Genomic DNA, 25,415 nt, shown 5'->3' with positions numbered 1-25,415 from the left:
CCGGGCCTTGCTCTGGCTGGCCCGTAAACCCCTCCAGGGTGCCGATGCGGCGGTTAATAACGCTTACAGCACCTGGGGGCTCAATCCCTTGATGACCATCTCCCGTTTCTGGTCGTGGTTTGACTGGCACGCCATCGACGGGGTGGTTGACGGCATCGCCCGGGGCGTGCGGGGAGTCGGCGATCAGGTCCGGCATCTGCAGGCGGCCCGGTTGCAGGTCAATATTTTTTACACCGTATCCATCGTGGCAGTGCTGCTGATCCTTTACCTCTTCTCGAACTGACCGAGGTTTTAGCCTTATGGATTTTCTGCTTATAAATCAAGGGTTTCCATATCTGAGTGCCCTGGTCTTTCTGCCGCTGCTCGGTGCGTTGCTGTTACTGGCGATGCCGGGAGACAATGCCTGCCGCAACTGGTCGCTGATCGTTACGGTTCTCACCGCCTTGATCTCTCTGCCGCTCTTTTTTCTCTTCGACAGCTCCACCCATCTCTACCAGTTCGGCGAGCATCATTCCTGGATTGCGGCCTGGAATATCAACTACACCCTGGGGGTGGACGGGATCAGCCTGCTGCTGGTTTTGATGACCACCCTGATCATGCCCCTCTGCGTCCTGGGTTCCTGGCGCTACATCCAGAAGCGGGTCAAGGAGTTCATGTTCTGTCTGCTGCTGATGGAGACCGCCATGCTGGGGGTTTTCATGGCCCTGGACATCGTGCTCTTCTATATCTTCTGGGAAGCGATGCTGATTCCCATGTATCTGCTGATTGCGGTTTGGGGCGGGCCGCGCAAGATGTACGCCTCGATCAAGTTTTTCCTTTACACCCTGGCCGGCTCGGTGATGCTGCTGGTGGCGATCATCGCCCTCTTCCTCACCTCCGAGCCCCAGACCTTCAGCATCCCCATGCTGATGGAGCAGGGTTTCTCCACCACCTTCCAGATCTGGGTCTTCCTGGCCTTCTTCCTGGCTTTTGCCATCAAGGTGCCCATGTTCCCCTTCCACACCTGGCTGCCCGCCGCCCACGTCGAAGCGCCCACCGCCGGCAGCGTGATCCTGGCCTCGGTGCTGCTCAAGATGGGAACTTACGGTTTTCTGCGCTTCTGCCTGCCGATCACCCCGGAGGCCACCTTGATCTTTATGCCCTATATTCTGTGGCTGTCGATTATCGGCATTCTCTATGGGGGGTTCACCGCCCTGGCCCAGGAAGATATGAAAAAACTGATCGCCTATTCCAGTGTCGGGCACATGGGATTTGTCACCCTGGGGATCTTTGTGCTCAACACTCAGGGGGTCGAGGGGGCGATTCTGCAGATGATCAACCATGGGATCACCACCGGCGCCCTCTTCTTCTGCGTGGGAATGCTCTATGAGCGGACCCATAGTCGGGAGCTGGCCCTCAACGCCGGGGTGGGCCGCTTCATGCCGCTCTATGTGGTCTTTCTCGGTTTCTTCTCCCTCTCCTCCCTGGCCTTTCCCGGCACCAACAGCTTTGTCGGCGAATTGATGATTCTGGTGGGCGGTTTTAACCACTCGATTTTGCTGGCCGCCTTTGCCATTCCCGGCGCGGTGCTGGCGGCGGCCTATATGTTCCGCCTGCTGCAAAGGGTGATTTGGGGCGGCACCGATAATCCCAGCCATCATGGCCTTTTGGATATCAACGTTCGCGAAATCGCGGTCCTGGCGCCGCTGCTGCTCTTTGTTTTCTGGATCGGTCTCTCACCCGCACCCTTTCTGGAGGTGATGCAGGTCAGTGTTGCCCATCTGCTGGAGCAGGTCGGGGCCGCCAACGGCGGCATGACCCTGGGCCAGTTACTGCTGCCTTAACCCCATGAAGCGAGAATAGGTCGATAAATGAAGGTTCTTCTCTTTTTACCTGAACTTTTTATGCTGCTGGGCATTCTGGTGCTCTTCCACCTGAGCGTGGCCGGGGCCCATGGACGACAAGCCCGGACCGCCGCCCTGATTTTCGCCTTTGGCACGGTGCTGCTTAGCGTTTTTTCCCTGGGCCGGGAGGGAACCATCTTTTTTGCCGCCTACCAGGTCGATCTCTTCTCGCAACTCATCAAGCTGATTTTGGCCCTGGGCCTGTGCGCCGTCCTGATCATCGGCCGGGACCCCAAGGATATTGAGGATTCGATTCGGCCCGAGTATTACCTCTTCCTGCTGGGCTCCACCACCGGCCTGATGATGCTGATCAGCAGCGCCGAACTGCTGACCATGTTCATGGCCCTGGAGCTCTCCTCCTTCTGCCTCTACCTGCTGGTGCCGATGCGGGATGACCGCCAGGGGTTGCGGATTCAGATGGAAGCGGCGGTGAAATACGTAATTTTCGGGGTGGTGGCCAGCGGCGTAATGCTGTTCGGGATGAGCTACCTCTTTGCCATGAGCGGCAGCACCCATTTCAACGTGATGCTGCCCGCCCTGGTGGCAATGCTGGACAACCCGGCGGTGATGGTGGGGGTGGTGATGGTGATGGCCGGATTTTTCTATAAACTGGCCATCTTCCCCTTCCACTTCTGGGTTCCGGACGTCTACCAGGGAGCCTCCAACGAAACCACCACCTTCATCGCCTCACTGCCCAAAATCGCGGCGGCGGCCATGCTGGTCAAAATCTCCACCCTGGCGGCGCCCGGCAACAGCACTCTGGTCAGCCTGCTCACCGTCCTGGCCCTGCTCTCCATGTTCTACGGCAATCTCTCGGCCCTGGTGCAGAAGGATATCAAGCGGATGCTGGGCTTTTCCGGCATCGCCCACGCCGGTTTCATCCTGGTGGGCGTGCTCACCTTCGGCGAGGCCGGTTACGCCGCCGCCCTCTACTATGCCACCGGTTACGTGGTGATGAGTCTGGCCTGCTTCCTGGTGATCTGTAATGTCTCCAGGCAGGGCGAGAACGTAAGGATAGATGATCTCAGCGGCCTCCATCAGCGGGCCCCGCTGCTGGCCCTGGTCCTGGCGGTGGGCATGTTTGCCCTGGCCGGCATTCCGCCCTTTGTCGGCTTCATGGGCAAGTTCATGCTGCTGACCAACGCTCTGAGCCAGGGCTACCTGATGCTGGTAATACTGGCGGCCCTCAATACCGCCATCGCCATCTACTACTACCTTTCGGTGGTCCGGGTGGCCTACACCACCGAACCGGAAAGCCCGGCCGCCATCCAGCTCGATGGTTCCACCAAGGTTCTGGGTATCGCCCTGATCCTGGTAATTATCGCCCTGGGCGTCATGCCCGGCCAGGCCCTGGATCTGGCCGCCACCGCGGTCCGCACTCTCCTCTAACCGCGGGCCCCCGGCAGAAAACAGAGTATCGGCGACAATAGGGTTGACGGCAAAGCCCGACCTTGCTATATTGCCGCCGTCTTCCATTCCCGGGTAGCTCAGTTGGTAGAGCAGGTGGCTGTTAACCACCCTGTCGGGGGTTCGAGTCCCTCCCCGGGAGCCAAACTGACAGCAAAAGGTCCACGATCTGTTTCGTGGGCCTTTTTTTATGTCCAAAGCTGGAGCGTCCGCAAACGGTTTCGACTTTGCCTTGACGATTTAGGCTTTTTACGGTCAATTACACGATTTGACAGCAAACAATTAAACCGCCAACCGCCGTCGAGATCTTAACCGGGGAGCAGCAAAATGGAGAATAACGATTCCTCTTATGGCTGGAGTGAAGAGCTGGGGGGTTCCCTGCTCAGCAAACTGAAAGAGGACCTTAAGCAGGCGGTTCGCGGTAAGGATGAGGACCGCAAAAGCACCATTCGCCAAATCATCAGTGAGTTTCCCAAGTTGACGGTGCCCATTACCCTGGAGTCTGGCAAAAAGAGCACCCGGCTCAAGAAGGATGATGAAATCAGCAATGATGACATTCTGGGGGTGATCGCCGGGCTGGTGAAATCTGAAAAGACCACTCTGGAATTGCAGAAGAAAGAGAGTTCCCCCTACCTGGAGATTCTCCATACCTACCTGCCCCAACCGGCCAATGAAGAGGAGATCAGGGCCTGGGTCCGCGATAACATCGATTTGGCCAGCTTCAAGACCCCAATGCAGGCCATGGGTCCGATCATGAAACATTTCGGCAAGAAGGCCGACGGTAACCTGGTGAAAAAGGTGCTGGCCTCCCTGGCCCGGTAATGCTCTTGTTTTTTTGAGCGATGACCACCGCCCCCTTGAGCCAGCTGCCCACCTTAAGCGCCAGGGGTGAAGTGGCCCGGCGGGGTCCGGCCGCCTGGGCCCGGGCCGGCCTCGATCTCCTCTACCCGCCGCGCTGCCTGGGATGTCAGGTCCCCCTTCCCCACTCGCTGCCGCCCCTGTTCTGTGCCGACTGCTTGGGGCAGATCTATCTTCTTGCTTCACCGCTTTGTTCCCGGTGCGGGCTGCCCCTGCCCGGTGGGTCTGGACCTGATCATCACTGCGGGGCCTGTCTGCGTAAGCCCCCCCGCTTCCAAAGGGCCAGGGCGGCGGTTTTTTACGACCCGCCCATGGCCAGGGCGATTCAGGCCTGGAAATATGGCGGTGAACTGGCCGGAATGGCCACCTTTGCCACCCTGGCCCACCATGCTCCCGCCGTTGCTCAACTGGCCGCAAGCGACTACATTCTGCCGGTGCCCCTCCACCGGCGGCGCCTGCGGCAACGAGGCTTCAACCAGGCCCTGCTCCTGGCCCGGGCCATCTTCCCCCGGGACCAGAGCAAGATCCGGGCTGATCTTCTGCTCCGGCAACGCTGGACCGAACCGCAGACTGGTATGGATGGGAGCCAACGACGCCTGAACCTGCGGGGCGCCTTCACTCTTCGCCAACCGGTAAAAGTAAAAAACCGGCGAATTCTGCTGGTGGATGACGTGCTCACCACCGGCAGCACCGTCAATGAATGCGCCAAGGTCCTGACGGCGGCCGGGGCCGCCGCCATCGAAGTTCTAACCCTGGCCCGGGTAAGGGAGTAGGATACAAATGAAGGTTAATGGAGTTGACTACCGCACCATCTGGCCCGATTCCGCCGATCCTCGGGTGATTCGAATAATCGATCAACGGCGGCTGCCCCATCGCCTGGTGGAGGTCGAACTGCGAACGGTGGCGGATTTCGCCCGGGCCATTGGGGAGATGTATGTGCGGGGAGCGGGGTTGATCGGTGCCACCGCCGCCTTCGGCATTTACAGCGCCACCCTGGCCGCCCCTGCCTCCGACCCCTGGCCCTTTATCCGACAGGCCGCGGCCACCCTGATCGCCACCCGGCCCACGGCCAGCAACCTTGCCTGGGCGGTGGGCCGCCAGCTCAAGGCCCTGGAGGGTCACGCCACCGTCCACTCCCTGCGCCAGGCCAGCTTCTCCCTGGCCTGCACCATCGCCGATGAGGATGCCGAGTTCTGTCGTCGCATCGGCGAACACGGGCTGGAGCTGTTGCGGGAGATTAGCCGCCGCAAAGGGGGGGCTCCGGTAAATATCCTTACCCATTGCAATGCCGGCTGGCTGGCCTTTGTTGATTACGGTTCGGCCACTGCCCCGATCTACGCCGCCCACCGGGCCGGCGTTCCGGTGCATGTCTGGGTGGATGAGACCCGTCCCTGGCTTCAGGGCGCGCGACTTACCGCTTGGGAGCTGGCCGGTGAAGGGGTGCCCCACACCCTGATCAGCGACAACTCCGGCGGCCACCTGATGCAGCAGGGGGCGGTGGATCTGGTGCTTGTCGGCACCGATCGCACCACCCGCTGCGGCGACGTGGCCAACAAGATCGGGACCTATCTCAAGGCGCTGGCGGCCCATGATAATAACGTGCCCTTTTACGTCGCCCTGCCCTCCTCCACCTTCGACTGGCAAATTTGCGACGGCTTGCGGCAGATTCCCATTGAAGAACGCTCCGGCGATGAGTTACGCTATGTGCATGGTTTGACCGATGGGGGTCAGGAGGACCGGGTGCTGATCTGCCCGGCCAATACCCCCACCTTGAACCATGGCTTTGATGTCACCCCTGCCCGCCTGATCACCGGCTTAATCAGTGATCGCGGAATCATGCGGGCCGAGGAGGCCGACATCCTCAGACTTTACCCAGAGCATAAACCCCGATAAATTTTTCCCCGCGGAGGAGCAAATGGCTGACCAAACCCATCACCATCACGAACCGGAAGACCCCACGGTCTGCAGCAAAGTAGGCTATTTTTTTATTGCTGTGGTGGCCGTGCTCTTTCTGCTGGCTCTCTACAACTAACCGGCGGATGACCAACCCATCAGCCCCGCAAATCTTGCTTGACCATGACCACTGACAGGATTAGAATGCGATGTGGTATTATGCTATAAACTTCAACCGGGAGGCAAAAGCGGTTCGCTACAGCGAGCGACCCACTAAGCCCATGAAATCAAGATCATTATGGATAGCGGCCGGTTTATGTGCCGCCCTGGTGACTTCGCCTGGCCATTCCCTGGCGGCTGACGATGGCCCAGAGCCCGGTGGCCGATTTTACACCCCTCTGCTCAGCCGCTTGCTTCCGGGGTTGGGTGGAGAATCCGAAACCATGAGCAGTTCTCCCGCTTCAACTACTAGATTTCATTTGGGGTTTTTTACAACTGAACTCAAATCACCCCATCTGACTATCGGTGACCAGGAATCCAGCACCTCCTACCTGGCCCAGCTGCCGGTACGGCAATCCACCACCGGCATCGCCGACTTGGGCTACGGCTCCTACTACGGGGCGACGCGGCTTGATGTGAGCCGTTTTACCAACACCAGCGACAGCTATTCCCTGACTCCCCAGCGCTCCGGCGAAAAACTGAATTTGAGCCTGGAGGCGGGTGGGCGGCATGAAGACTTAAGCGCCGGGATGCTTTACGCCTATCGCAGCAGCCTGGCCCAACACGACCCCGAGCCTGGCGTCGCACCCTACCCCATCTATATTTTCACCCCCATGGGCGGCTATGACGGCAGTTTGGGCGAACGCAGCCATGATGGCCATGCGGTTTTTCTCTACCTGGGCTATAATCTTTCCCAGCAGTTGAACATTCGCGGGACCCTGGGCCTGGCGAAGACCAGTACCCGGTTCGGCGATGAAGGTAACCTGCGCCCTGCGGAACAAAGCCGGCGTTGGGGGGTTGATTTAGCCGCCACCTATCGCTTGCTGGACAATCTGGTCTACGAGGCCCATTTGGGCTATGTCAGCATCGAAGACAGCGTCGTTGCCGCCGCTTCCCAGAACGCCGGCACCGATGCCGTCCCCCTCTCTTCCAGCGCCCCACCCGCCTCCCTTTATCAGATCGGCAGCCACATCAGGATGACCTTCTAAGTCTCTTCTCACTCCGGCGGCAACAATTCGTTGAAGTAGATAATCGAAGGGTAGTTGCGGGAAAATGATGCCGTGGTTCGACTGCTGGCCCGGGCCACATGGATCAGGTGAGCCAGCCCCCCGCGTTGGGCCGCGTCCAGCACCCGCTCGGTGTCATCGGCCAGCATGGTCCGCCGGTTGTCATAACCCAGCCGTTTTTGCAGCAGGGGCCAGAAAGCGGCTTCCTCCTTGGCCAACCCGATCTCCTCGGCGCAGATCACTTGATCGCAGTAGGGAAGCAATGACGCCTTGGCCATTTTGATTTGCAGGGTTTTGTGATGGGCGTTGGTTACCAGGCAGAGGTGCTTTTTTCGTTCCCGGCAAAACTTCATAAATTCATGCACATGGGGGTGAACCGCCACCAGGACATCCACCCGGCGCTTCAGCTCGGGGATATCCAGGCCCAGCACCCCCGACCAGTAGTCGAGGTTGGTCCAGGCCAGGGTCCCCTCCCGGCGGTCATATTCGAGGCGCAAGCGGTGGCGGGCCTCCTCGACCTCCAGGTCGTGGACCAGGGCGTAATTTTCCGGCAGATAGGAGTGCCAGAAGTAGTCGTCAAAGTGGCGGTCCAGCAGGGTCCCATCCATGTCCAGGAGCACGGTATCGATCTGCTCCCAGTCCAGGCGGGGCTCAATTCTTTCCACGGCAGGCATGGCGGCATCTCCTGGCAAAATCGCCAACGGTTTATCGGAGTTTCACGGCAGGATCAAGGAGCCGCGCAGGGCGGCCAACGATTCCAAGCGCTGGCCCCGTAGATATTCCTCGATTCCCCGGACAATCTCTTGGCTGGCGCCGGGGTTGACAAAATTAGCGGTGCCTACCTGGACGGCGGTGGCCCCCGCCACGATAAATTCCAGGGCATCCACCGCATTCATGATCCCGCCGATTCCGATTACCGGAATCTTGACGCAATTGGCCACCTGCCAGACCATGCGCAGGGCCACCGGTTTGATGGCGGGCCCCGACAGCCCGCCCACCACGTTGGCCAACTTGGGCCGCCGGCTGCGCAGATCAATGGCCATGCCCAGCAGGGTGTTGATCAGCGAAACCGCATCGGCTCCACTCTCTTCCGCCGCCCGGGCCATGGCCCCTATATCACTGACATTAGGTGAGAGTTTGAGAATCAAGGGCAGGCTGGTGGCCTGCCGTACCGCTTTGGTCACCGCCGCCGCCATGGCCGGGTCGGTCCCAAAGGCCACCCCACCCTGCTTGACGTTGGGGCAGGAGATGTTGACCTCCAGGGCGGCAATCCCCTCGGCCTGGTCCAGGCGGGCCGCCAGCCGGCCATACTCCTCAACACTGTTGCCCAGAATGTTGACCACCACCGTGGCCCCGGCGTTCTTGAGCCAGGGAAGCTTGCGAGCCAGAAACTGCTCCACTCCGACGTTTTCCAGGCCGATGGCATTCAGCATGCCGCAAGAAGTTTCCACAATCCGGGGAGGAGGGTTCCCCGCCCGGGGCTCCAGCGAGATCCCCTTAACCACCACCGCCCCCAGCTGATGCAGATTGACAAAGGGGTAAAACTCCGCCCCGTAGCCGAAGGTGCCCGAGGCGGTCATTACCGGATTGCTCAATCGCAGCGAACCGATCCGGACCGCGAGATCCGGCTGGTCGGGGGCGGGGGAGATCCGCTCCACGGTTACCTGGGTATCGGAATCGGTGCTGCTGTTTCCCTTGCTGCTGGCCGCCATTTTGTCCACCCGGTGATTTTTTACTAATTAGGCTTGTTCACGATGGCCACACAATGTCAGTGGCCGCGAATACCGGCCCATCCTTACAGACATGCGCGTAACCATCTGTTTTTGTGGTAGTTTTAACCGCACAACCCAGGCAGGCGGAGATACCGCAGGCCATCATGGTCTCCAGGGAAACCTGGCAAGGCCACTGCCGGGCGGCGCAATGGGACGCCACCGCCGCCATCATCGGCGTCGGTCCGCAGCAGTAAACCTGATACTTATCCCCGGAAAGATGAAGGGGGAGCAGTTCGGGAATCAAACCACCATGGCCCAGGGTGCCATCATCGGTGGCCAAGCGCGGATGCAGCCCCATCATCTCGAATTCACGAGCCAGTTGGCGCAGATCGGCGGCAGTTCTGGCGCCCAGCAGGACAACTATCTCCTCCGGTGGCTCGGCCCGCCGCAGTAATTCCCGGGCCAGAAAAAAGAGAGGGGCGATCCCCATCCCTCCACCCACCAGGCAGATGCGCTCCCCGCTTTGGAGAGAAAAGCCCCGTCCCAGGGGTCCCACCACCCCCACCACCTGACCGGGCTCCAGGTTGGCCAAGCGTCTGGTGCCCTCACCAAAGACCTTGAACAGGACCTGAATTCGCCCGTCGGCCATCCGCTGGTGGATGGAAAAGGGCCGACTCAGCAGGGGGTCCAAGGCGGCCCCGGCCCGCAGCATGACAAACTGGCCGGCCCGGGCCTTGTCCGCGATCTCCGGGGCAACCAGAGTGAGCCGAAAGATATCGGCACTGATCTGTTCTTTTTTGCTGATCTCGGCGCTGAACTGACCGCTCATCATCTGCTCCCGCCGGAAGTTCCGGCACATATCATCGCATAATTAAGCTGATAACTCTCTCAAGATCATCGGGCGAGAAGTATTCGATCTCCAGTTTACCCCGCTCTCCATTCTGCACCAGGCGAACCCGGGTGTCAAAATGCCGAACCAGGTCGGCAGTCAGGGAGCGGCAATGGGAATCGGGAATGGCCCCCCGCTTCTTACGGGCTTCCGCCTGGGCTCCCCTCCCTCGGGAACTCCCCTGCCCGGCTTTCTTACGGCGAACCAACTCCTCGGTTTGCCGGACGCTCAACCCCTGCTCAATCACCCGGTCGCGAACTTCCCGCATCAGCTCTTCGTGCTCCAGGGCCAGCAGCACCCGGGCATGGCCCATGCTCAACCGACCCTGGGCCAGATCCTCCTTGGCAAAGGGGGGTAACTGGTTGATCCGCAGGGCGTTGGCCACGGTGGAGCGCTCCTTGCCCACCCGCCTGGCCACCTCTTCCTGGGTCAGACCATACTCCTGAACCAGCCGCAGATAGGCCTCGGCCTCCTCAAGGGGGTTGAGGTCCTGGCGCTGGATATTCTCCACCAAGGCCAGCTCGAGCTGATCGCGGGGGGAGACATCCTTGACCAGAACCGGCACCTTCTCCAGCCCGGCCCGCCCGGCGGCCCGCCAGCGCCGCTCGCCGGCAATAATCTCGTAACGTTCCTCAGGGCCATCGAGGCGCCGCACCACCAGGGGCAGCAACACCCCCTGCTCCCGGATCGACTCGGCCAACTGCTCCAGAGCCGCATCATCCACCTGTTTCCGCGGCTGGTGCGGATTGGGGGCAATCAGCTCGATGGCGCATATAAAATAGGAGCGAGCCTCCTCCTCATCACGGGAGGGCAAAAGAGCGCCCAAACCTTTGCCCAAGGGACTTCGCTTTACCATGAAACATCCTCCTCCTTGCGGTATCTCAGCCGGGACCTTACCTGCACCTTACCCGACCGGCTGTTTCTGCTGCTGCCTATGGCGGGCCAGAAACTCCCGGGCCAACTGCACATAGCTGACCGCCCCGCTGGAGCGTCGATCATAGAGAATCACCGGCTTACCATGGCTGGGGGCCTCGCTGAGCCTGACATTGCGGGGGATAACCGTGCGGTAGGATTGGCCCTTAAAGTGGGACTCCACCTCACTGGCCACCTGGTGGGTCAGGCGGTTGCGACCATCAAACATGGTGAGCAGCAGCCCCTCGATGGCCAAGCGATTGTTGTAGGAATTTTTCACCAGCCGGATGGTCCGCACCAGCTGGCTCAGCCCCTCCAGGGCGAAATACTCGCACTGCATGGGGATAATCACCGAATCGGCCGCAGTGAGGGCGTTGATGGTCAGCAACCCCAGGGATGGGGGGCAGTCGATGAAAACAAAGTCGAACTCCCCGCGCACCGGTTCCAGCAAATTGTCCAGGTAGCGCTCCCGCTTGCTGGCCGCCATCAGCTCAACTTCCACCCCGATCAAGTCAATGCGGCTGGGCAGGACGAAGAGCTTACCGTTCATCTCCGCCACTTCAACAATGGCCGCCGCCGCCGTGACCTCCTCCACCAGGCAGTGGTAGAGATGGTGAACCCCCTCCCCCGTCCCCGGCTGGCAGCCCAACCCGCTGGAGGTATTGCCCTGGGGATCGGCATCCACCACCAGCACCCTGCGCCCCAAGGCCGCCAGCGACGCGGCCAGATTTATGGCGGTGGTGCTTTTACCCACCCCACCTTTCTGGTTGGCCAGCGCCACCACCTTGGCCCTGCGGGCCACCCCACCTTTCGCCTTCTCCATAGCGCCACCTCCGTTTGCGCCATATAACACCATTTCGCGCAAACGGCCAAGTCCATTTCGGGCCGCGCCCCCTGTTCACCAAATGATGTTTCACGTGAAACATCGCCATATATCACGTATAAACAACATGATAAGCCAAAACCAAACGGGGTCAGAGCCCAAAAGCCGGCAACGACAATCGCTCACACCTCGAGGAGGGCGCGTAAGAGTTGAGTGGTACGGACCATGGAGGTCAAGGTTATCGACTCGTCGGTGGTGTGAACGTCGGTCATGCCAATGCCCAAAATGGCGGTGGGGAAGCCGTGGGAGTTAAAGATGTTGGCATCGCTGCCACCGCCGGCCACAGTGCAGGCCAACGGGCGGTTAAGCAGGGTCGCGGCCCGTTTAAGGCGGGCAACGGGGAGAGCGTCGTCGACAAGGCGCATGGTGGGGAACTGCTCAACAAAATCGAACTCCAGGCGGGCGGAAAAAACCGAGGGGCCACTAATGCCGGCCGGCAGGGAGCCGTGGCTGACCAGCACGTCACGGAAATGCTCCTCAATGGCCGTTGTATGCCGGGCCAATAGCTCCCGGCTGTGGCTGCGAACCTCTCCCTCCACCCAGGCCAGGTCGGGCACAATATTGGTGGCCTTACCACCACCGATCAGGCCGATATTGGCGGTACTCTCCGGGTCCAGACGCCCCCAGGGAAGCTCGGCGATGGCCCGGGCAATCAGCTGAATGGCGCTGACCCCCTTTTCGGGGTGCAAGCCGGCATGGGCGGCCAAACCCCGGACCCGGGCCGTAAAATGGTTGGAGGCCGGAGCGGCGATCACCGCCAGGTCGATCCCGGCGCTATCCAAGGCGAAGCCGGCCCGGGCCCGGAGCAGGCGAAAATCGAGGTTTTTCGCCCCCAGCAGACCGATCTCCTCACAGGTGGTGAAGATAAACTCCAAAGGGGGGCGGGGGCCGCCATCCTCCTTGAGGCTGCGGGCCAACTCAACCAGCATGGCGATCCCCGCCTTGTCGTCGGCCCCCAAAACGGTGGCCCCGGCACTGGTAAAGGTCTCACCGCTGCGGTGAACCCGTACCCCCCGGGCCGGCTCCACGGTATCGAGATGGCAGTTAAAAAAGAGAGGAGGGAGCTCCCCATCGCCACCGATGCGCACCACCAGGTTGCCGGTATCGGAGCCGGTGGCAGCGGCGGAAGCATCCTCCAGAATCTCGGCTTTGAATTCAGTGGCGAACAAACCGCGGAGAAAAGCGGCCAGGCGGCCTTCCCGGCGGGAGGGGCTGTCGATCTCACAGAGCCGAACAAAGATGTCGGCCAGACGTTCTGGCTGCAGAGGCATGGAGCTCTTTCCTTAAGCTATTTAAATCAAAAAGTTGATTCGAGTAATAATACAACAGAGTTTAGCCGGGGAAAAGGGGGTAAAACGATTGCCGCTTGCCAGGCGGCCAAAAGCAAGGCTATGATGCGGGGAGATCCTCGCTCCATGGGGAACAAGGTAAAATATCAACGCAAGAGGAGTAAATCATGGCCATCTTCAAGTGTGAAAAATGCGGCGCCAGCAAGGAAGGGCGGTGCAAACCCCAAAAATGCCCCCAATGCGGCGAAAAGGGCTGCATGATCAAGACCGAGGCCGCCGCCGGCGGCGGCGGCAAATGCGGCAGTGGCTGCAAAAACCGTAAATAACCGGCCAGAATGAGCCAGAAAGCGGTTAAACGATGACTCTTCCCGCCGAATTCCGGATCACCTTTCTGCCGGCAGGGAGAACGGTATGGGGCCGGAGAGGGGAGAGCCTGATCGCGGTGGCCCGACGGGCCGGGCTCCATGTCAACGCCTCCTGCGGCGGGGACGGGGTCTGCGGCAAATGCCGGGTGATCGTGGAAGAGGGCGGGGTGACCGGCGGGGGCGGGGAGAAGATCAGCCCGGCCGACTACGGCGCCGGTCACCGCCTGGCCTGCTGCTCGCTGATTGAAAGTGATCTGACCGTCAGGATTCCGGCGGAATCGGGACTGGGGACAGGGGGGCTGACCACCGACGTGGCGGCCCGCAACCGGGCCCGAATGCACGTTTACGATATCGATGAATTGCGGCAAAACGGGCTCTTTCTGCCGCCGGTGGAGAAATTTTTTCTCGAACTGCCCCGGGCCAGCCATGCCGATAACATGGCCGACGCCGCCCGGATCACCACCGCCCTCAACCACCAGTATGGAGAGCGGGGGATGATAATTCCCCTGCCGGTGCTGCGCAAAATCCCCGGCGCCATAAGGGGCGACGACTTCCGAGTGACGGTGACCCTGGCCCGCCCGGTACGCCGGGGCAATAATTTCATCCTCGATATTCAGGCCGGCAACTGGACCCAGCGCAATTTCGGGCTGGCGGTGGATATCGGCACCACCTCGATTTACGCCATCCTCATCGATCTCAACAGCGGCAAGGTCCTGGCCCGGGGCGGGGACTACAACGCCCAGCTCGGCTACGGCGAGGATGTGATCTCCCGGATCATCCATGGCGAAAAGCCGGGCGGACTTGAGCAGATGCAAAAATTGGTGGTGGGGACCATCAACCAGGTTCTCGACAGCCTGCTGGCCAGGGCCCACCCCCCTGGGGAGCAGAAGCAGGGCAGGGTACGTCGGGAAGAGATCGGCTCCCTTACTCTGGCGGCCAACACCACCATGACCCACCTGTTGCTGGGCCTTGATCCGCGCCATATCCGCCGGGCCCCCTATGTGCCGGTGAGTACCTTCCTGCCCCCGGTGCGGGCCGCCGACCTGGGAATCAACCTGCCCAACCACACGGTGGCCCTGGCCTATCCCGCCATCTCCAGCTATGTGGGGGGAGACATCGTGGCCGGGGTGATGGGCTCGGGGATGTATCGCACCGACAAGGTGACCCTCTACATCGATATCGGGACCAACGCCGAGATCGTCATCGGCAACCGGGAGTGGCTGGTCTGTGCCGCCTGCTCGGCTGGTCCCGCCTTCGAAGGAGGGGGGATTACCCATGGGATGCGGGCAAGCCGGGGGGCGATCGAAGATTTCCAGCTTGATCCGGCCACCCTGGAGCCCACCCTGACCACGGTGGGCCACCAGCCGCCGCTGGGGATCTGCGGCTCCGGCCTGCTGATCCTGATCGCCACCCTTTTCGAGCACGGGATCATCGATAGCCGCGGCAAATTCAACCGGAAACTCACCTCCCCCCGCCTGCGGGCCGGCAACAGCGGCTGGGAATATCTGCTGGCCGCAGCGGGGGAGAGCGGCACCGGGCATGACCTGGTACTCAACGAGGTGGATATCGAGAACTTTATTCGGGCCAAGGCGGCGATCTACGCCGGGGCCAAGACCCTGGTGGAGGAGGTGGGGCTGGCCATGGCCGACCTGGAGCAGGTGATCCTGGCCGGGGCCTTTGGCAGCTATCTTGACCTGGACGCGGCGATCACCGTGGGGCTGTTGCCCGAGATCGAGGCGGAGAAGATCCTCTACGTGGGTAACGGCTCGCTGATGGGTGCCTGGATGAGCGAAATGAGCAACCATATCCGCCGGGACGTGGTGGCGGTGGTGCGGCGCATGACCAGCTTCGAACTCTCGGAGGTACACGCCTTCCAGGAGCAGTACACCGCCTCCCAGTTTCTCCCCCACACCAATCTGGATCTCTTCCCCGCCGTCAAGGGCCGGCTGGCCGCAAGAAACAAACCGCTCTGATCAGGAGGGGAAAGGGAGTTGCCGCTCAAGCTCGGTCAGCAATTCGGCAAGGGGCCGGTGGGTATCGATGGTCAACAGTTGGCCGGGGGCCAGTTCACTGGGGGGCTGAAATTTCTCCCGCTGGCGCAGGTAGATCTCCCAGCGACCGTCGGAAACCGCCCGGGGGTCCCGGGCCCGCAGGTTCAAACGCTCTTTTTTGACCTGATCGGAACAGTCACAGAGAATAAAATGGCAGGCAACCCCCAAACGCTGAGCCAGGGCCAACACCCGTCGCCGCTCATCCCGATCCAGATAGGAGGCATCGAGAACCACGCTCCGGCCCCGATTCAATTGCTCCTCGGCCCGATCCAGCAAAGCGTCGTAGGTGCGGCGGGTAAACTCCGGGGTGTAGATCCCCCCCTCGGCCCCCTCCTTGCAGTCGGTGGTGGGGGCCAGACCCGCCAGCTCCTTGCGCACCACATCGGAGTTGTAGTGGGGAATCCCCAAGTGACGCGCCCAGGCCGTCGCCAAGGTGCTTTTGCCGGTGGCGATCAGCCCCCAGAACAGATAAATTCGGGGAGAGTTAGACCGAGTGGGCATAACGCTCGGCCAATTTGAAATAGCGGGCGGCCTGCTCCAGGGAGCGGGTTTTGGTGGCCGCGTCCACCTCCGGGGCGTGGGCGGTGAACAAACCGATCTTGCCCCGGACATAGGCCCGGTAGCAGCAGTAGAAGGGCAGCATGGCCGCCAACTGGGGATCATCGGCCTGGCGGGCGAACTCCGCCACGAAGAAAGCCGCCAGCTCCTCCTGGCCGTGGAAGTCGAGATCCATGGCCAGGAAGGCGATATCGGAAGCGATATCGCAACAGCGGAAACGCTGGTTGAATTCGATGCAGTCGAAGATATGGACCTGGTCGGGGGCAAAACAGATATTGGCCGAATAGAGATCGCCATGACCCTCGCGGATCCGGCCGGCTTTCTGCCGGGCGGCAAAAAGCTCCTCCTGCTTAAGGAAGTCACGGGCATAGGCGCTGATTAGCTGGAACTGCTCCCGACTCAGGGCGGGACCACCGACAAAGGCCTCGGTCTGCTCGAAATTTTCCAGCACGTTGACCGCCACTGCCTGGGCACTGCCCAAAGCGGTAACCTCGGGGCCGCCCTCGGCCTGGCGATAGAAAGGGACCAACCGGGCAATGATCCGCTCCAGGTGGGCCCGGGTCAGCTCCCCTCGCTGCAGCAACCCGGCCATCATCCCCGCTTCCGGCATCCGGGCCATCATCACCAGATACTCCACCGGCGTCCCGGCCGCCTCCTCCCCGGCCCCGCTGCCCAGGGAAAAAGCGCCGGCGGCCCCCTGGTACAAACCCAGGACCGCCTGGTAGATCTCCGGGCAGAGCCGCCGGTTTAGGCGCAACTCCTCGGCACAGAAATGGCGCCGTTTCTCCAGGGTTGAAAAATCGAGAAAACCGAAATCCACCGGCTTTTTCATCTTATAGACAAATTCACCGGCCAAAAAAACGTAGGAGATATGGGTCTGGACCAGCTCCACCTCGCTTACCGGATGGGGATAGCTTGCCGGATCCAGTAAAAAACGCACCGCCGCCGGCAACTTCTCCCGATCATGATCACTCATTATACTTGCTCCTTCCAATCCGGGCGCAAGCCCAGCTCGGTCAACTGTTTACGGGCCACCGACGAGGGGGCTTCGGTAAGGGGGCAGGTCGCCTTCTGGGTTTTGGGGAAGGCGATCACGTCACGGATCGAGTCGCGGCCGGCCAGAATCATCAGCAACCGATCCAGTCCGAAGGCCATCCCCCCATGGGGCGGGGCTCCCAGTTCCAGGGCCTGAACCAGGAAGTCGAATTTGTCCTTGATCTCCTCGGGGGTGATCCCCAGGGCGGCAAAAACCGTCTCCTGAAGATCCTTGCGGTGGATCCGGATCGAACCGCCACCGATCTCGGTGCCGTTGAGCACCAGATCGTAAGCCCGACTCCGCACCTTGCCCGGCTCAGTGGCCAGCAGGGGCAGATCCTCCTCCACGGGGGCGGTGAAGGGGTGGTGGACGGCCACGTGGCGTTTGGCCTCATGATCGTACTCCAGGAGGGGAAAATCGGTGACCCAGACAAAGGAGAAATCATCCCTGCTGACCAGCTTTTCCCGCCGGGCCAGCTCCAGGCGCAACTCCGAGAGGGCCTGGTGAACCACCCCCGGCTGATCGGCGACAAAGAAGAGTAGATCATCGGCTTCGGCGCCCAGGGCGGCCACCATGGCGGCCTGCTCCTCGGGGGTGAAAAACTTGGCGATGGGTGATTGCCACTGGCCGTCGGCCTTGATCTTAACCCAGGCCAAACCTTTGGCGCCGAACTGGCCGGCATAGGCGGTGAGATCGTCGAGATCCTTGCGGGAGTAGTGGGCGCAACCCTTGGCGTTGATACTTTTGATCATCCCGCCCTGTTCGACGATATTGCGGAACACCTGCAGGCCGCAATTTTTGACGATCTCGGTCAGCTCCACCAGTTCCAGGCCGAAGCGCATATCGGGGCGATCGGTGCCAAAGCGGGCCATGGCTTCGCCGTAGGTGATCCGGGGGAAGGGGGGGGAGAGCTCCACCCCCAGGGCGGCCTGGAACACCTCGCGCATCATCCCCTCGGCCACCAGATAGATATCCTCCTCGTCGATGAAGGAGAGCTCGAAGTCGACCTGGGTGAATTCGGGCTGACGATCGGCCCGCAGATCCTCGTCACGAAAGCAGCGCACAATCTGGTAGTAACGATCCATCCCCGCCACCATCAGCAACTGCTTGAAAAGCTGGGGCGATTGGGGCAGGGCGAAGAAACGGCCCGGGTTGACCCGGCTGGGCACCAGGTAATCGCGGGCTCCCTCCGGGGTGGAACGGGTCAGCACCGGGGTTTCGATCTCCAGAAAATCCTGGCCGTTGAGGTAGGCACGGATGGCCTGGGAGACGGTGTGGCGCAGCACCATGTTGGCGGCCATGGCCGGCCGGCGCAGGTCGAGATAGCGGTACTTGAGACGCAGGGTATCTGCCACCTCGACCTCTTCATCCAGGGGAAAGGGCGGGGTCTGACTCTGGTTCAGGATCCGCAGCTCGCTGACCATCACCTCGATCTCGCCGGTGGCCAGCTTAGGATTGGTCATCCCCTCGGGCCGGGCCGCCACTCTGCCCTTCACCGCCAGCACCCACTCGCTGCGCAGGGCATGGGCCTTGGCGTGGACCTGGGGGTTGATCTCGGGGTTGAACACCACCTGGGTGATCCCCCGGCGATCCCGCAGATCGATGAAGATCACCCCGCCATGGTCGCGGCGGCGCAGCACCCAGCCCATCAGGGTGACCTCCTCGCCGATATTGCCCTTGTTGAGGATGCTGCAGTGATGAGTGCGTTTGAGGGTACCCATGGATTCCATGGAGAAGACTCCTTTTTATATTGAGATCAATAAATTAGAAAATCGAAACCGTTTCAGTTGGTCCCGGCCAGGGCTGAAAGCAGCTCGCCCTGGTCATCGCTGAGGACCACGCTTTTTTCGCTCTTGTCGGTCATGTCCCGCAACACCGCCCGCCCCTGGTTAAGTTCATCCTCGCCCAGGATCAGAACCCGGCGGGCTCCCAGGCGATCGGCCTGCTTCATCTGACTTTTGAGGCCCCGGCCCTGCAGATCCATCGCCGCCCGCAAACCCCGGCTCCGGCACTGATGGAGCAGGGTGAAGCCGTAAGCGGCGGCGGGTTCGCCCAGGCAGGCGATGAACAGATCGGGCCCGACGGGGGTGATCTGTTGCCGCTCCTGGATCAGCAGTACCAGCCGCTCCATCCCCATGGCAAAGCCGATCCCGGGCAGATCCTGGCCGCCCAGCTGTTTGATCAGCCCGTCGTAACGCCCGCCGGCCCCCACCGCGCTTTGGGCCCCCAGAGCGTCGGTGAGCAGCTCGAAGGTGGTGCGGTTGTAGTAATCCAGGCCCCGGACCATAAAGGGGTTCAGGCGGTAGGGGATCGCCAGGGCGTCAAGATCATGGCGCACCGCCTCCAGGTGCTGCCGGCAAGGTCCGCAAAGGGCGTCGAGAATGGAGGGCGCGTCGGCATTGATCCGGCGGCAGTTGGCGCTCTTGCAGTCAAGCACCCGCAAAGGATTGCTGCTTGCGCGGCGCTTGCAATCATCGCACAGCTGCTCCCGGCGGGCCTGGAGATAATCGACCAACTGCCGACGGTAGTCGGGCCGGCACTCGGGACAGCCCAGGGAGTTGAGCTCCAGGCTGACCGTCAACTCCAGCTCGACGGCCAGCAGCCAGGCCATGGCGATCACTTCGGCATCCAGCCGGGGGTGGTCGGCCCCCAGGGCCTCGACACTGAGCTGGTGGAACTGGCGCAACCGCCCCTTCTGCGGCCGTTCATGGCGAAACATCGGGCCGATGGTGAAAAGCCGGCTCACGGGCCGGCGCAGATGGAGGGCGTGCTCGATAAAGGCGCGGAGTACCGGAGCGGTCCCCTCGGGGCGCATGGTCAGCGACTCGCCGTTGCGGTCGGTGAAGGTGTACATCTCCTTTTCGACGATATCGGTGGCCTCGCCGATGGAGCGGGCAAAGAGTTCGGTCCTCTCCAGGATCGGCACCTTGATCTCCTCGAAGCCGAAGCGCTGGAAAATATCCCGGGCCTTCTCCTCAACCCGCTGCCAGATCACCACCTCATCGGGCAAGATATCCTTAAAGCCTTTCAGGGCCTGCATAGAAAAATATGTCCTTTTCGCGAAGTAAAAGGGAGGGGCCGCAACCGGCCTCGGTTCGCCCAAAAAGGTGGATTTTTAGCGCAATAACCAGGAAAAGTCAAGCAACCCGTGGGGTGGTTGACTTAACCCCGGAGCGAGCGTCCCTCAGGAACTCAGGCCCAGGGCTTCATGAACGGTTTTGATGCAGCGATCCATGATCACCGCCAATCCGGCGGCCTCGGCCAGGGCGGCGGCCTCCTGATTGATGATCCCCTCCTGCAGCCAGACCGTTTTCGCCCCCAGGCCGATCGCTTCCCGCACCACCGACAACACCTGCTCGGAGCGGCGGAAGATCACCACTATATCCACCGGTCGGCCAATGGCTGCCAGCTCGGGATAGCAGGGCTGGGCGAGAATTTCCCTCTGGCCGGGATTGACCGGGATCACCTTGAACCCCTGGGCCAGCAGATAACGGGCAACCATATTGCTGGGGCGCTCACTTTTGGGGGAGAGACCAACCACGGCGATCACCGGCAGGGCCCCGGTGCGGGGGTCGGGGCTTAAAATCCGGCGGCTCAGTTGAAAATCCGGCAGCAGCATATGGCTTACCTGTTGCACTGGTTAACGCTTTTTTGTATCTCTTAATGGTAGTTGCAATTGGGGGCCAGAATATCCGTGTCGCCGCCGGGACGCAATAGTTTCAACCGTGGAGGAAGGGCAACGTGTGCCAGATGACGGTTTTGCTGGAAAAAGATGGACGGGAAGAGCTGGTGGCGGAGCAGGCCTCGCTACTGGAGGCCGTGGAAAACGGCGTCAGAATCGACACCTTGTTTGAAGCGCCGCGGGTGGTCGAGGGGGTGCTGGTGGCCAGCATCGACTTTCTGGCCGGCAAGGTTATACTCAGGGGGAAACCATGACGGAAAAACAGGTAGTGGAGAAACTGCGGGTCTTGCTGCCCCACTGGATTGAACACAATCAGGGCCATGCCGCCGAGTTCCGTAAATGGAGCGCCGCCGCCCGCGCCGAGGGCTGTAAGGAGCCGGCCACCCTGATCGACCGGGCCGCGGAACTGCTGGAAGAGGTGGACCGGCTACTCTCGGAGGCCCTGACCCGGGCCGGCGGACCTTCCCCGGGCAGCGGGGGTCAGCACCATCACCATCATCACCACCACCACGATTGATCCCGGGGCGGGCCGCCAAGAGGGCGCTTAACTCTCAAACTTGCGCATGGTACTGACCAGCCGCTGTTGGCCAACCGCGATCTCGGCCCTGACCTGCAGCAGGTGATAATCCTCGGGATTCTGGCCGATTTCCCCAGCCAGCGGCTCGGAGAGCCAGTGGGAATCTTCCACCAGGTTGAAAAAGGCGCTGTCGATTCCGAAAAAACCATCCAACAGGTGGGCGGCGGTGTGGACCAGCTTACTCTGATAGCCTTGGGGCAGCTGGGCCAGGTCATCCAGGGAGCGGACTCCCACCACCTTCAGTTCAGCCATTATTTCAGCCAGAACCCGGCGGTTGGTCGCCACCCCTTCCTCCAACCGGGCCTTAAACTCGGGGTGGGCCGCGGAACAGGAGTTATCCCGATCCACCTCCACCCGGTCATAGCGCACCAGCTGGGTGCGGGCGAAAAAGCGTAAAACCAGCTCGGCGGCCCGCTCCAGGTCCGGGGCCAGCACCAGCACCAGGTGGGCATTCTCCAGCTTCATCTTCACTTCTCCTGAAAGGGGGGCAGGTCGATGATCTCCATGAAACTGGTCACGTGGTATTCGGCCTCCAGAGCCGGATTTTTAAAGGCGATCAGCGGCACCCCGGCGGCGGCGGTGTGGTCCCGGTCAACCTGGGAGTCGCCGATATAGATGGTTTGCGCCGCGGCCACCCCCAGGTCGGTCATGATCCGCTCCAGGGCCTCGGGATGGGGCTTGGGATTGGCCACATCCTGGGCGGTCACCACCCGGTCGAAACAGGCGGTCAGCTTGAAGATGCTTAAGACCATGGCCATGGTGGTGGTGCGGTTGGTGCTGATCGCGGTTTTGCGGTGGGGCCGCAGATAATCGAGAAACCGGGGCAGGTCCGGTTCCATGTGCATATAGCGCAGGAAGGGCCGGTAGTCCAACTCCCGGCGGTAGCGGTCAACGGCGGGCAGCTCGGCTGGATAGTCGCGGAACAGATGGCGGATCGAATCGTTCACCTGGTGCATGTGCACATAGTCCAGCTCCTCCTCATCCATGGGGGGGCGCCCGAAATGGAGCCGGATCTGGTTGTAATACTCCCGATTGGCCCCCCGGGAATCAAACATCACTCCGTCACAGTCAAAAACCACCAATTTGATTTCGCTCATCGACCAGGCCCGGTATTGTGTATAAAGAAAGTGGCGCCACAAAACGGTGAGTAGCGTACCAGATCACGGGAGGATTGCAACGCCTTGGAACAGCAGACCGATTTTCTGATCATCGGCAGCGGCATCTCCGGCCTCTCCTTCGCCCTGAAGGCGGCCCGGCTGGGCCGGGTCACCCTGATCACCAAGAAACAGAAGCTGGACAGTGCCACCAACCTGGCCCAGGGAGGGATCGCCGCAGTGCTGGACCCCACCGACTCCTTCGCCGCCCACATGCAGGACACCCTCACCGCCGGCGACGGCCTCTGCCATCCCGAGGTGGTCCGGATGGTAGTGGAAAGCGGCCCGGAGCGGATCCGTGAGCTGATGGCCCTGGGGGTCGATTTCCAAAGGGCCGAGCCGGATCATGGCGAACTGGACCTGGCCAGGGAGGGGGGCCACTCCGCCCGCCGGATCGCCCACGCCATGGATCGGACCGGCAGCCGGATCGAGGAGAGCCTGCTGCGACAGGCCTCCGCCGACCCCCGCATCACCATCCTGGAAAACCACCTGGCCGTGGACCTGCTGATCGGCTCCAAAATCGGTCTTGCCGCAAGCACGCCCTACAGCGACCACTGTTTCGGCGCCTACGTCTTCAATCGGGACAGCCAGCAGGTGGAGAGCTGGAGCGCCCGAGTCACGGTGCTCTGCACCGGCGGCAGCGGCAAGGTTTATCTCTATACCACCAACCCCGACATCGCCACCGGCGACGGCATCGCCATGGCTTACCGGGCCGGGGCCCGGGTGGCCAATCTGGAGTTCGTCCAGTTCCACCCCACCTGCCTCTACCACCACCGAACCAAAAACTTTTTGATCTCCGAAGCGGTAAGGGGGGAGGGGGGACGACTGATCGATCGCCACGGCCATCCCTTCATGGCCAAGTACGACCCCCGCGGCGATCTGGCCACCCGCGACACCGTCGCCCGGGCCATCGACCTGGAGCTGAAAGCCAGCGGCGATGATTGCGTCTACCTCGACATCACCCACCAACCCGCCGCTTTTCTGATCAAGCGTTTTCCCACCATCTATCAGACCTGCCTGGGGCTGGGGATCGATATCACCAAGGAGCCGATCCCGGTGGTGCCGGCGGCCCACTACATGTGCGGGGGGGTGGTCAGCGACCTGCAGGGGCGCAGCAATCTGGAAAATCTCTATGTGCTGGGGGAAACGGCCTGCACCGGCCTGCACGGGGCCAATCGTTTGGCCAGCAACTCCCTGCTGGAAGCGGTGGTGTACGCCCAGCGAGCCTGGGAGCAGTGTGAACGGGACTGGCCCCGGCTGGCCGCCCGGCAACCACCACCACCGCCCCCCTGGCGGGCCGGGCAAGCCGAGCCCCTGGCCGAAGCGGTGCTGATCAGCCATAACTGGGATCAGATTCGCCGCCTGATGTGGAACTATGTCGGAATCGTCCGCAGCGAAAAACGACTCAATCTGGTCCAGGAGCGGCTGCAACCGATCACCGCCGAGGTGGAGCGCCACTACCGCGACTATCTACTGACCCCCGACCTGATTGAATTACGCAATATCAGCCTGGTGGCCGAACTGATCGTCCGCTGCGCGATTCTCCGCAAAGAATCCCGGGGCCTGCACTACAATATCGACCACCCGACTCACGATGACAAAAATTGGGCAAAAGATACTGTTATAATTAAATAAAATAACACTAAACCCCCAAGGGCGAAGCAAAGGGGTTGCCACCAAAAAAAGCGGGCGCCATCGCTTGACAAAGGAAATGGCATATAGTAAGAAACGACATCTTACTCAGTAGGCAAATGGATGTTTTTCATATTAGATTAAACTATTAGCTAAGGAGGAGACAATGGCCACCATCGAGCATAAGGGTAAAACCTTCAATGTGGACGAAGACGGCTTCCTGACCAAAGGGATGGAAGAGTGGAGCCAGGAGTGGGTTGACTACGTCAAAAGCATCGAAGGTATCGATGAGTTGACCGATGAGCATCGCAAGATCATCGACATCCTGCAGGAGTACTTCAAGAAGAACGGGATCGCCCCCATGGTTCGGATTCTCTCCAAGACCACCGGCTACCCGCTGAAGCGGATCTACGAGCTGTTCCCCTCCGGACCGGGTAAGGGAGCCTGCAAGATGGCCGGCCTGCCGAAGCCCACCGGCTGTGTATAAGGCCCGCGCTTAAACCGCGACCTTACTTAGTTTCGCGTGTTACGGGAAGAAGGATGCTGCATCCTTCTTCCTTTTTTTATGCCGGAGCGGAAATGAGGCCCAGGTCCGCCGATTTCTGGTTGACAATTCCGGCGAAATTTACCATATAGACCCTCTCCACGGCGATGTAGCTCAGTTGGTTAGAGCATGCGGCTCATATCCGCAGAGTCCGGGGTTCAAGTCCCTGCATCGCCACCAACGCATTATCCGGCCGCGCGCCGGTTACCATATAAAAAGCCCGCCTTCCCATGCTGGAAGGCGGGCTTTTTCATGCCCCGGAGCAAACGGGACGGATCAGATTTCGTCCTCCTCGTCTTCCTCGTCCAGCTCCTCATCTTCATCCTCGGACTCATCTTCATCCTCGGACTTATCCTCCCCGGCACGATCCTCGATAAGCTCGTCATCCTCATCTTCCGAGGGTTTACGAGTTTTTACCTCCGGCAGCACAAAGGCGGTGATCCGTTGCACCTCCTCCTTAACCCGGGTATCCGCCAGACAGATGGGGCATTCGGCAAGGTGCTTCTCCATGAAGAGAACCATCCGAGCCGGAGCCATGGCTTCACTCTGGACCTGAAAATACCAGTTTCTAATCAACTTCTGAAAACGCTGACATTCCATAGCTGGAACGCACCCCTTGCTAAAGCTTTGGGTTTTTACCCCGGAATGATCGGCCGGATCACTAAAACCCGCTCCGGCCCTGCCCATATTTTTCAGTTCGACGACGAAAAAAAGTTGTCGCCGGAACCGTAAGCAACTATGCTGCAAAATCGCTGTCACGGAAGTGGAAAGGGCACTGGTGGCCCTCCCGGACTTCAAATCCGGTGCACCGGGTTAATAGCCCGGTGGGTGGGTTCGATTCCCATGCACTTCCGCCACCCCTTC

The 25,415-nt window shown here is 61.0% G+C and carries 26 protein-coding genes, 3 tRNA genes and 1 pseudogene; 16 read left to right on the top strand and 14 right to left on the bottom strand.

What is annotated here, in order from left to right; translation table 11 throughout:
• From ACHHRT_RS08530 to ACHHRT_RS08495, 8 genes and pseudogenes are all read left to right on the top strand, one after another.
• Nucleotides 1-283: pseudogene (locus ACHHRT_RS08530) on the top strand (Na(+)/H(+) antiporter subunit D); the annotation flags it as partial.
• 16 nt (nt 284-299) lie between these two features.
• The gene (locus ACHHRT_RS08525) at nt 300-1,823 is read left to right on the top strand and encodes an NADH-quinone oxidoreductase subunit M (RefSeq protein ID WP_395499342.1); all 1,524 of its coding nucleotides are present in this window, start codon (nt 300-302) and stop codon (nt 1,821-1,823) included.
• Between the two features lie 27 nt (nt 1,824-1,850).
• Nucleotides 1,851-3,272, top strand: a complete 1,422-nt coding sequence (locus ACHHRT_RS08520; RefSeq protein WP_395499341.1) for an NADH-quinone oxidoreductase subunit N — start codon at nt 1,851-1,853, stop codon at nt 3,270-3,272.
• Nucleotides 3,273-3,359: 87 nt separating this feature from the next.
• Nucleotides 3,360-3,435 (top strand) — tRNA-Asn (locus ACHHRT_RS08515).
• A 182-nt stretch (nt 3,436-3,617) separates the two neighbouring features.
• Nucleotides 3,618-4,112, top strand: coding sequence for a GatB/YqeY domain-containing protein (locus tag ACHHRT_RS08510; protein ID WP_395499340.1), 495 nt, complete (start codon nt 3,618-3,620; stop codon nt 4,110-4,112).
• 20 nt (nt 4,113-4,132) lie between these two features.
• Nucleotides 4,133-4,921, top strand: coding sequence for a double zinc ribbon domain-containing protein (locus ACHHRT_RS08505; protein ID WP_395499339.1), 789 nt, complete (start codon nt 4,133-4,135; stop codon nt 4,919-4,921).
• A gap of 7 nt (nt 4,922-4,928) precedes the next feature.
• Nucleotides 4,929-6,041 carry an S-methyl-5-thioribose-1-phosphate isomerase gene (gene mtnA, locus ACHHRT_RS08500; RefSeq protein WP_395499338.1) on the top strand — a complete coding sequence of 371 codons (1,113 nt, stop codon included), beginning with the start codon at nt 4,929-4,931 and terminating at the stop codon, nt 6,039-6,041.
• A gap of 443 nt (nt 6,042-6,484) precedes the next feature.
• Entirely contained in the window at nt 6,485-7,249 is a 765-nt protein-coding gene (locus ACHHRT_RS08495) for a hypothetical protein (RefSeq protein ID WP_395499337.1), read from the top strand.
• A gap of 8 nt (nt 7,250-7,257) precedes the next feature.
• On the opposite strand, the gene ACHHRT_RS08490 is transcribed toward ACHHRT_RS08495, so the two are convergent.
• The 6 genes from ACHHRT_RS08490 to ACHHRT_RS08465 all read right to left on the bottom strand — a co-directional run bounded on the left by ACHHRT_RS08490 (nt 7,258) and on the right by ACHHRT_RS08465 (nt 12,934).
• Entirely contained in the window at nt 7,258-7,941 is a 684-nt protein-coding gene (locus tag ACHHRT_RS08490; protein ID WP_395499336.1) for an HAD family hydrolase, read from the bottom strand.
• A 42-nt stretch (nt 7,942-7,983) separates the two neighbouring features.
• On the bottom strand, nt 7,984-8,979 hold the full coding sequence (locus ACHHRT_RS08485; protein ID WP_395499335.1) for a dihydroorotate dehydrogenase: 996 nt from the start codon (nt 8,977-8,979) through the stop codon (nt 7,984-7,986).
• A 37-nt stretch (nt 8,980-9,016) separates the two neighbouring features.
• A complete protein-coding gene (locus ACHHRT_RS08480; RefSeq protein WP_395499334.1) occupies nt 9,017-9,808 on the bottom strand; it encodes a dihydroorotate dehydrogenase electron transfer subunit in 792 nt (263 codons plus the stop codon).
• Between the two features lie 31 nt (nt 9,809-9,839).
• Entirely contained in the window at nt 9,840-10,724 is an 885-nt protein-coding gene (locus ACHHRT_RS08475) for a ParB/RepB/Spo0J family partition protein (RefSeq protein ID WP_395499333.1), read from the bottom strand.
• 48 nt (nt 10,725-10,772) lie between these two features.
• Nucleotides 10,773-11,603 (bottom strand): ParA family protein, encoded by an 831-nt coding sequence (locus ACHHRT_RS08470; protein ID WP_395499332.1) that lies wholly within the window; start codon nt 11,601-11,603, stop codon nt 10,773-10,775.
• 182 nt (nt 11,604-11,785) lie between these two features.
• Complete coding sequence (locus tag ACHHRT_RS08465) at nt 11,786-12,934, bottom strand: M20/M25/M40 family metallo-hydrolase (RefSeq protein ID WP_395499331.1); 1,149 nt, start codon at nt 12,932-12,934, stop codon at nt 11,786-11,788.
• Nucleotides 12,935-13,119: 185 nt separating this feature from the next.
• On the opposite strand from ACHHRT_RS08465, the gene ACHHRT_RS08460 reads away from it, so the two are divergent.
• Both ACHHRT_RS08460 and ACHHRT_RS08455 read left to right on the top strand, forming a co-directional pair.
• Nucleotides 13,120-13,278, top strand: coding sequence for an RCKP-type rubredoxin-like domain-containing protein (locus tag ACHHRT_RS08460; protein ID WP_395499330.1), 159 nt, complete (start codon nt 13,120-13,122; stop codon nt 13,276-13,278).
• Between the two features lie 32 nt (nt 13,279-13,310).
• Complete coding sequence (locus ACHHRT_RS08455; protein ID WP_395499329.1) at nt 13,311-15,290, top strand: ASKHA domain-containing protein; 1,980 nt, start codon at nt 13,311-13,313, stop codon at nt 15,288-15,290.
• Here the strand turns inward: ACHHRT_RS08455 and ACHHRT_RS08450 are convergent, their stop codons facing one another.
• The 5 genes from ACHHRT_RS08450 to ACHHRT_RS08430 form a co-directional block, all read right to left on the bottom strand.
• Nucleotides 15,291-15,869, bottom strand: coding sequence for a P-loop nucleotide/nucleoside kinase family protein (locus ACHHRT_RS08450; RefSeq protein WP_395499328.1), 579 nt, complete (start codon nt 15,867-15,869; stop codon nt 15,291-15,293).
• Nucleotides 15,853-16,902 carry a hypothetical protein gene (locus ACHHRT_RS08445; RefSeq protein ID WP_395499327.1) on the bottom strand — a complete coding sequence of 350 codons (1,050 nt, stop codon included), beginning with the start codon at nt 16,900-16,902 and terminating at the stop codon, nt 15,853-15,855. The genes ACHHRT_RS08450 and ACHHRT_RS08445 overlap by 17 nt, the downstream gene beginning before the upstream one ends.
• Complete coding sequence (gene aspS, locus ACHHRT_RS08440) at nt 16,902-18,692, bottom strand: aspartate--tRNA ligase (RefSeq protein WP_395499326.1); 1,791 nt, start codon at nt 18,690-18,692, stop codon at nt 16,902-16,904. The genes ACHHRT_RS08445 and aspS overlap by 1 nt, the downstream gene beginning before the upstream one ends.
• A 53-nt stretch (nt 18,693-18,745) precedes the next feature.
• On the bottom strand, nt 18,746-20,002 hold the full coding sequence (hisS, locus tag ACHHRT_RS08435) for a histidine--tRNA ligase (protein WP_395499325.1): 1,257 nt from the start codon (nt 20,000-20,002) through the stop codon (nt 18,746-18,748).
• 144 nt (nt 20,003-20,146) lie between these two features.
• Nucleotides 20,147-20,599, bottom strand: coding sequence for a CoA-binding protein (locus tag ACHHRT_RS08430; protein WP_395499324.1), 453 nt, complete (start codon nt 20,597-20,599; stop codon nt 20,147-20,149).
• A gap of 113 nt (nt 20,600-20,712) precedes the next feature.
• Between ACHHRT_RS08430 and ACHHRT_RS08425 the strand changes: the two genes are divergently transcribed.
• Together ACHHRT_RS08425 and ACHHRT_RS08420 are read left to right on the top strand one after the other, a co-directional pair.
• Nucleotides 20,713-20,898, top strand: a complete 186-nt coding sequence (locus tag ACHHRT_RS08425) for a CooT family nickel-binding protein (RefSeq protein ID WP_395499323.1) — start codon at nt 20,713-20,715, stop codon at nt 20,896-20,898.
• A complete protein-coding gene (locus tag ACHHRT_RS08420) occupies nt 20,895-21,161 on the top strand; it encodes a hypothetical protein (RefSeq protein ID WP_395499322.1) in 267 nt (88 codons plus the stop codon). The genes ACHHRT_RS08425 and ACHHRT_RS08420 overlap by 4 nt, the downstream gene beginning before the upstream one ends.
• Nucleotides 21,162-21,188: 27 nt before the next feature.
• Here ACHHRT_RS08420 and ACHHRT_RS08415 read toward each other — a convergent pair whose 3' ends face one another.
• Nucleotides 21,189-21,686, bottom strand: a complete 498-nt coding sequence (locus tag ACHHRT_RS08415) for a hypothetical protein (RefSeq protein ID WP_395499321.1) — start codon at nt 21,684-21,686, stop codon at nt 21,189-21,191.
• 2 nt (nt 21,687-21,688) lie between these two features.
• Nucleotides 21,689-22,318 (bottom strand): HAD family hydrolase, encoded by a 630-nt coding sequence (locus ACHHRT_RS08410; RefSeq protein WP_395499320.1) that lies wholly within the window; start codon nt 22,316-22,318, stop codon nt 21,689-21,691.
• Nucleotides 22,319-22,402: 84 nt separating this feature from the next.
• On the opposite strand from ACHHRT_RS08410, the gene nadB reads away from it, so the two are divergent.
• The 3 genes from nadB (at nt 22,403) to ACHHRT_RS08395 (ending at nt 24,731) form a co-directional block, all read left to right on the top strand.
• A complete protein-coding gene (nadB, locus tag ACHHRT_RS08405; RefSeq protein WP_395499319.1) occupies nt 22,403-24,010 on the top strand; it encodes an L-aspartate oxidase in 1,608 nt (535 codons plus the stop codon).
• 163 nt (nt 24,011-24,173) lie between these two features.
• Nucleotides 24,174-24,494, top strand: a complete 321-nt coding sequence (locus ACHHRT_RS08400; RefSeq protein WP_395499318.1) for a TusE/DsrC/DsvC family sulfur relay protein — start codon at nt 24,174-24,176, stop codon at nt 24,492-24,494.
• A gap of 160 nt (nt 24,495-24,654) precedes the next feature.
• Nucleotides 24,655-24,731 (top strand) — tRNA-Met (locus ACHHRT_RS08395).
• A gap of 96 nt (nt 24,732-24,827) precedes the next feature.
• Here the strand turns inward: ACHHRT_RS08395 and ACHHRT_RS08390 are convergent.
• The gene (locus ACHHRT_RS08390; protein ID WP_395499317.1) at nt 24,828-25,151 is read right to left on the bottom strand and encodes a hypothetical protein; all 324 of its coding nucleotides are present in this window, start codon (nt 25,149-25,151) and stop codon (nt 24,828-24,830) included.
• Nucleotides 25,152-25,310: 159 nt separating this feature from the next.
• Between ACHHRT_RS08390 and ACHHRT_RS08385 the strand changes: the two genes are divergently transcribed.
• A tRNA-Sec gene (locus ACHHRT_RS08385) sits at nt 25,311-25,408 on the top strand.
• The last annotated feature ends 7 nt before the right edge of the window (nt 25,409-25,415 follow it).

The organism is Desulfurivibrio modestus (assembly GCF_044068625.1).
GTDB lineage: Bacteria > Desulfobacterota > Desulfobulbia > Desulfobulbales > Desulfurivibrionaceae > Desulfurivibrio.
The sequence above is the reverse complement of the archived record's forward strand: the minus strand, read 5'-3'. Positions and strand labels throughout refer to the sequence as shown.